Annotated in this window: 5 protein-coding genes; 2 read left to right on the top strand and 3 right to left on the bottom strand. The window is 49.5% G+C overall.

Annotated features, from left to right (window positions below):
- The 3 genes from topA to ACESLU_RS09735 all read right to left on the bottom strand — a co-directional run.
- Positions 1–2,532: type I DNA topoisomerase (gene topA, locus ACESLU_RS09745; protein ID WP_372638463.1), on the bottom strand; the 2,532-nt coding region annotated here is incomplete at its 3' end.
- A gap of 12 nt (positions 2,533–2,544) precedes the next feature.
- Positions 2,545–3,018: a peroxiredoxin gene (locus tag ACESLU_RS09740; RefSeq protein ID WP_372638462.1), complete on the bottom strand. Its 474-nt coding sequence runs from the start codon at positions 3,016–3,018 to the stop codon at positions 2,545–2,547.
- A gap of 245 nt (positions 3,019–3,263) precedes the next feature.
- Complete coding sequence (locus ACESLU_RS09735; protein WP_372638461.1) at positions 3,264–3,833, bottom strand: NUDIX hydrolase; 570 nt, start codon at positions 3,831–3,833, stop codon at positions 3,264–3,266.
- 21 nt (positions 3,834–3,854) lie between these two features.
- On the opposite strand from ACESLU_RS09735, the gene ACESLU_RS09730 reads away from it, so the two are divergent.
- Entirely contained in the window at positions 3,855–5,042 is a 1,188-nt protein-coding gene (locus ACESLU_RS09730) for an AMP nucleosidase (protein ID WP_372638460.1), read from the top strand.
- 82 nt (positions 5,043–5,124) lie between these two features.
- Positions 5,125–6,812: DUF294 nucleotidyltransferase-like domain-containing protein (locus ACESLU_RS09725; RefSeq protein WP_372638459.1), on the top strand; the 1,688-nt coding region annotated here is incomplete at its 3' end.

Genomic DNA, 6,812 nt, shown 5'->3' with positions numbered 1-6,812 from the left:
AATAAGCTGGACGGCAATATCCATCGAAACATCTTCGGGATCAAAGTCGTTGGGCAAACTGATATTCTTTTTCCCGTGCTTGATATACGGCCCGTAACGTCCGTCCATAACACGCACTTTTTTACCACTGTCCGGATGATCGCCCAGATCCTTGATGACAGAGCTGCTCCCGGACTTTTTCTTTTTCTTGTTCTCCAACAGCTCTACGGCCCGGTCCAACCCGATATCCAACACGTGATCGCTGCGCTTCAGGGAAGCAAAAGTGCCGTCATGAACTACAAAAGGGCCATAACGTCCCACGCCCGCCTTTATCACCTTTCCGGTCTCTGGGTGTTCTCCCAGCGGACGGGGCAGCTCCAGAAGACGGAGGGCCAGGTCAAGGTCTACCTCCTCCGGTTTCATTCCTTTCAGCAGCGACGCACGCTGCGGCTTTTTATTATCGTCGGACACTTCCCCGACCTGTACATAGGGGCCATACCGTCCATTCAGTATAAATATAGGTTCCCCCGTATCCGGGTGTTGACCAATCGACCTGGGCCCCTCTTCCTCTGTTTGAATCAGTTCTTCCAGCTTTTCCACCGTAATGTCGCTGGGCTTCCAGCTGTCAGGAATCGAAGTTGTCAGCTCCTCTCCATTCGCCTCCTTTTTCAGGTATGGTCCATACCGTCCTACAAATACTTTAATACCATTCAGGTCCGGCAGGGGTAAGTCAAGGTGCCGGGCTTCTTTGGGGTTTATCTTATCTTCCTGCTCATCGACCTTCGCTTTAAGTCCCTCTTTCCCTTTATAATACGTACTTAAATATTCATTGATATCCAGCTTTCCACGAGCGATTTCATCCAGCTTGGCTTCCATCTCCGAAGTAAAATCACTGTCTACAACATCGTGGAGGTTCTTTTCCAGCAGTTCCGTAACGGCGAAAGCCGTAAAAGTAGGAATTAATGTTTTTCCATCGGCCTCCACATACCCGCGGTTCTGAACGGTACTGATAATTGAGGCATAGGTACTGGGACGGCCGACACCGCGTTTTTCCAGTTCTTTCACCAGGGTCGCCTCGGTAAATCGCGCCGGCGGCTTGGTTTCGTGTGAAATGGGCTCGATCCCCTCCTCTTCCACCTCTTCGCCCTCGCGCAAGACGGGAAGGAACCGCTCCTGGTTTTCCAACGCCGCATCGGGATCGTCACTCCCCTCCACATAGGCCCGGAAAAAACCAGGAAATATAATTTTCTTGCCACTCGTCTTGAATTCGGCTACTCTGTCGTTCGCCCTGGCCTCGATGGTAACGTTGGTGAATTCCAGTTCGGCCCGGGCCATCTGGGTGGCAACCGTTCGCTTCCAGATCAGGTCATAGAGCTTAAACTGGGCCCCGCGCAAACCTGCTGCTTCCGGTTTTCGGAAACTGCTTCCAGCGGGACGTATGGCCTCGTGGGCTTCCTGTGCTCCCTTGGAGCCGCCGCCGTAATTACGGACTCGCTCAAAGAGGTATTCATCCCCGTATTCCTCTTTGACCGCACTCCGTGCCGCGTTGATGGCCTGTCCCGACAGCCGCGCCGAGTCGGTACGCATATAGGTAATATATCCATTCTCGTACAGCTTCTGGGCGACACCCATGGTCTGCTTGGCCGAAAAATTAAGCTTGCGGTTGGCTTCCTGCTGAAGCGTCGAGGTTATAAAAGCAGGGGATGGATTACGTTTCTTGCGATTTTTCTTGACTTCCGAAACCTCCCATTCGGCATCCTCCAGGTTGTCGCGCAGCTCGGAAGCCGATTTATCGTCCAGCAAGACGACTTTTTTTGGCTTTTTCAGCTTACCGGTACTTTCATCAAAATCTTTTCCCGATGCCAGGCGTTTGCCGTCCAGATGCGTCAGGTCGGCTTCAAAAACTGCGTCATCATCCACCTTGTGAAGCGTTGCTTTTAAGTCCCAGTACCGGGCCGTGCGGAACTTCATGCGCTCGCGCTCGCGCTCCACCAAAAAACGAACAGCCACCGACTGCACGCGTCCCGCCGAAAGTCCGGGGGCAATTTTTTTCCAGAGCAGCGGGGAAATGGTATAACCCGCCAGTCGGTCGATAATGCGGCGTGCCTCCTGCGCATTCACCAGGTTAATATCAATATCGCGAAAATGATTTAATGCCTCCTGAATCGCTTCTTTGGTAATCTCCCGGAACACCATTCGCTTGACCGGAACCTTGGGTTTCAGTATCTCCGTCAGATGCCATGATATCGCTTCCCCTTCGCGGTCTTCATCCGTCGCCAGGATAAGCTCGTCCGCCTCCTTCAGTGCTTTTTTCAACCGCCGGACCACCTTCTTCTTACTGGACGGGATCACATACAGGGGATCAAAATCATTATCGGTATTCACGCCCAGGTTGGCCCACTCCTCGCCCTTGAATTTTTTGGGTACCTCTTTGGCATTGGCCGGCAGATCGCGGATATGTCCCATCGACGAGTCGATGACGTAATCTTTGGGCAGATACTTCTTGAGCGTTTTTATTTTTGTGGGGGACTCTACAATTACAAGAGACTTCATATACTACTTGTTCTACAAATTTTGGATCATATCCTTTAACTCGGAGGCATGATCTTTAGTATTCACTTTTTTTATTATGCCCTGAACGGTGCCGTCGGTATCAATAAGATAAGCCGAGCGCGTGGGGGCTTCGTATGTATTACCAAACATATTTTTTTTAACGATCGAATCGGTAGCATCGGCAAACGCATACTCCGGGTCGGATGCCAGCACATAGTTGATACCTAATTTTTCCGCATAATTTTTATGCGACCCGCAGCTGTCTTTGCTGATAGCCACCAGGTTATATCCACGCTCATCGAACCAGTCCGCTTCATCAGCCAGGCTTTTATTCTGCTTATCACACCCCGAAGTATTATTCCGCATATATACCGAAACAATAGTGGGACGGTCCAGCAATTCTGAAAACGTTACGGTTTGTTCTTCGCCATCTTTAACGATGTCGATCGAAAAATCAGTTTCTATTTTCGTGCCTGTTTCTATCATATAAGACGCTTGTTAAATGGTTGAGAAATCAGAAGAAGGTTCAATGGCATGCTTCATTTGTGCGCACAGTGCCGTTATTTCCCGTCGTTACATAATAACGGGATTACCCAGATACTGCAATAAATCTTTGAATGACCGAAGGTAAGGCTCCTACTTGAAGATTGGATGAAGGACTCCAAGCGAAAAACGAGAAGAAGAAATCCAAGCCCTGTTCTCACTCCATTCCCCCCTCCCCCATCCTTGCCTTACTTATCCTTGAGCAAATACTTCGCCACGGCAGCCACCACGATACTGTGATGGATGGTTCCGTCCGCAACATACTCCAGAAAAGTGTCTAACGGCGTCAAATGAACGTTAATGCGTTCGTGTTCATCGGGATTTTGCTCCTCCTCGTATTCGCATTCGGTCGCCAGGTACAGGTGGGTAAAGTTATTCATCATGGCAGGATTTGAACTCACCTTCCCCAGGCTGCTCCAGTGGTCCGATCGATAGCCGGTCTCCTCCAGGAGTTCGCGGGCGGCCGTATCATCGGGGTATTCTCCCGGATCCACCACGCCGCCTGGAATTTCAAGGGTGGGTTGTTCTATGCCGTACCGGTACTGCTCTACCAAAACAACTTCTCTATTCGTAGTAACCGGTACCACATTAACCCATTCGGGCGCCTGCAACACATAGAAATCACCCTCATTCTGCTCTTCTCCCGATTCGAATACCATTTTCCGCTGCAAAAGATTGAATATGGGTGTCTGATATTCCTTATTTTCATATGCTACCGACCAGGGCTCGATCGTAAACTGAAACGACTTTTTATTCATAAAGTTCATTACCTATTATTTATGGCTGACCGATTTAAGTTTCAATCCGAAGATATCCAATCAGAAGCGGAAATCAACGACCAGGTTGAAAAGGCTTGTGATATTATGGAATCGATTTATGATAATGGTGAATACCCGAATGTACTGGTCAAACGATCGTGGTCCAAACATAATCCTGTTATCACGGGAGAAATGGCACGCCCGAAATCCTATCGGTGGTACCTGCTTCGCGAGCTTAAGAAGCTGGCGCACAAGGGAGCCGAAATCAGTATCATCCCTTCACGCGACCGCCTCTCCATGAACGATCCTGCATTACTGGACAATACCGATGAGGACGAGTGGGATATCACTCAGAAGAAACTCTTTTTGTTCAGCCCGGAGCGCATCGAAATATCGCTCAACCGCCTCCAGCATTATACGGGTACCAAGCCCGAAGACTTCCAGCGCTATATTCTGTTTACCAATTACGACATGCATGTACAAGTTTTTCAGGACAAGTTTCCCGGCTGTGTCAAGCCCCGTCGCAGCGGGATTCAGATGCCTGCCTACCATCACAAATTAGCTGATAACAAGGGAATATCACTGGTCAATATCGGCGTCGGTCCAGCCAATGCCAAAACCATTACCGATCATATAGCCGTACTTCGTCCCGATGCCATGATTATGGTCGGCCACTGCGGTGGACTGCGCAACCACCAGGATATTGGCGACTTTGTGCTTGCTACCGGCTTCATGCGGAATGACGGCGTGCTGGATGATATCCTGCCCCTCAACATTCCCATAACGCCAAACTACCTGCTGAATGTCTACCTTAAGGAGGTCCTCGATTCCTACGACCGCAACCACCGGATGGGCACGATCTTTACGACCGCCAACCGCAACTGGGAATTCATGAAGCGACGCACGGTCGAACAGATCCATATGAGTCGAAGCATCGCGGTGGATATGGAATCGGCTACCGTCGCCACCAACGGTTATCGCTATCGCATACCCAATGCTACGCTGCTTTGCGTAAGCGACAAGCCGCTGCATGGCAAACCGAAGCTGAGTGATGATGCGCAGAAGTTTTATGATGATTCCAAACAACTGCATCTTGCCATGGTTATCAAAGTCCTGAATATCTGCAAGGAAAATTATCCCGAGGGATTGCCCAATGCCAGCATCCGGGCGATGAATGAACCCCTGATGGGCGGACAGGATGAAGAGTAGGAAAGCCCTGTGATCCCCGCCGGCAAAAAGATATAATATTAATACAGGTGCACTTTTACCTTATTCATAATTCTAATGCATTATGGCAAATGTAATTGTCAATAGAGTCAAGGAATTTTTAAAAAAATATCCTCCGTTCAGCTTTCTCTCCGAGAGCCTGCTGGAATCCGTAGCATCCGAAGTTGAACTGAGATATTATGCCAAAGAGGAATACCTTTTTCATGCGGGTGATCCGGCCAAAAAATATTTCTTTGTCGTCAAGGAGGGGGCCGTTGCACTCACCGAAGATCAACAGGGAAAACACATTCCGGTCGAATATTGTGATGAAGGAGATGTCTTCGGCGTACGTTCTTTGCTGGGAAGAAGGTCCTATGTTTTGGATGCCCTGGCCAGTGAGGACAGCCTCGTCTATGCGATCCCCGTGGAAATATTTGACAAAGTGTTAAGCGAAAATAACAGGGTCAGCCAGTATTTCGCTGCGGGATTTGCATCCGGGCAGATTGTAGTCAAAACAGATCTTTCTCAGGCCGAGTTCGCCACAACCCAATTCCAGGAGAATATAGAGGACAGTGGATTAACCATTTTTTCCGGCCAATCGGATATTACCTATACACCGGATGTTCTCAGCTGTCAGGAACACGAAACCGTGGAAAATGCGGCCCGGCTGATGAGCCGCGCCAATGTTGGCTCTATCCTTGTGGTCGACAACAATGGGTTTCCAAAAGGCATTGTTACGGACAAGGATTTACGAAACAAGGTGGTCGCCGCAGGCCGATCGCCTGCGGCCCCGATCTCCGAGATCATGAGCAGCCCGGTCATTACGATGACAAAAGAAGCCGACTTTGCAACGCTTTACCTGACTATGATCAAAAACAGGGTGCATCATCTCATTTTAACAGAAGACGGTACCGATCAAAGCAGCGTCACCGGCATCATCTCGGATCACGATCTTTTGCTGTCGCAGGGAAACAGCCCGGCCGTCATCATCAAAACTCTGGTCAATTCCGAAAGCGTTGATGAACTGAGACGGTTGAGAGATCAGGCTGACCTCCTGTTAACGTACTATTTGGAAAATGAAGTATCCATGAGCTTTGTCACCGGTATTATCTCAGAAATCAATGATATCATTATCCAAAAAGCCGTGGAACTGTCCCGGCCCAAGGTTGCCCCCGGTTACCCGGATGTCCGGGATACCAGCTTCTGCTTTTTATCCCTGGGAAGCGAAGGGAGGGAAGAACAACTATTGCGTACCGATCTGGACAATGCCCTTGTGTATGAAGACGTGAATGATGGCCAAAAAGCACAAGCGGCCGAATACTTCCAGGCTCTCGCAAAAGAAGTGGTTGACGTGTTGGTTTCCTGCGGTTTCAAACCTTGTCCCGCCAAAATGATGGCCAACAACCCCCGCTGGTGCCAGCCACTGTCCGTTTGGAAAAGTTATTTTAAAGAATGGATCACCACACCGGACAAAAAAGCACTCCTGCATGCGGCCATCTTTTTTGACTTCCGGGCTGTTTATGGCCACCGTCCCCTGGCGGAAGAGCTGTCCTATCATGTTCATGATCTCATTGACCGGCATGAACTCTTTCTGAATTTTTTTGCCGCCAATGCCCTGCTGAATTCCCCCCCGCTCGGCTTTTTCAGAAATTTGCTGGTGGAAAAGTCCGGCAACCAAAAAGATAAATTTGATATTAAACTCAGGGCGATGATGCCCCTTGTAGATGCCGCCCGGCTGTTAATACTCAACCATGGCATTGCTGACCTTACCAA

Origin of the sequence: Fodinibius sp., assembly GCF_041642155.1 — a bacterium.
Classification (GTDB): Bacteria; Bacteroidota; Rhodothermia; order Balneolales; family Balneolaceae; genus Fodinibius.
This window is presented reverse-complemented; position numbering and strand designations above follow the sequence as displayed.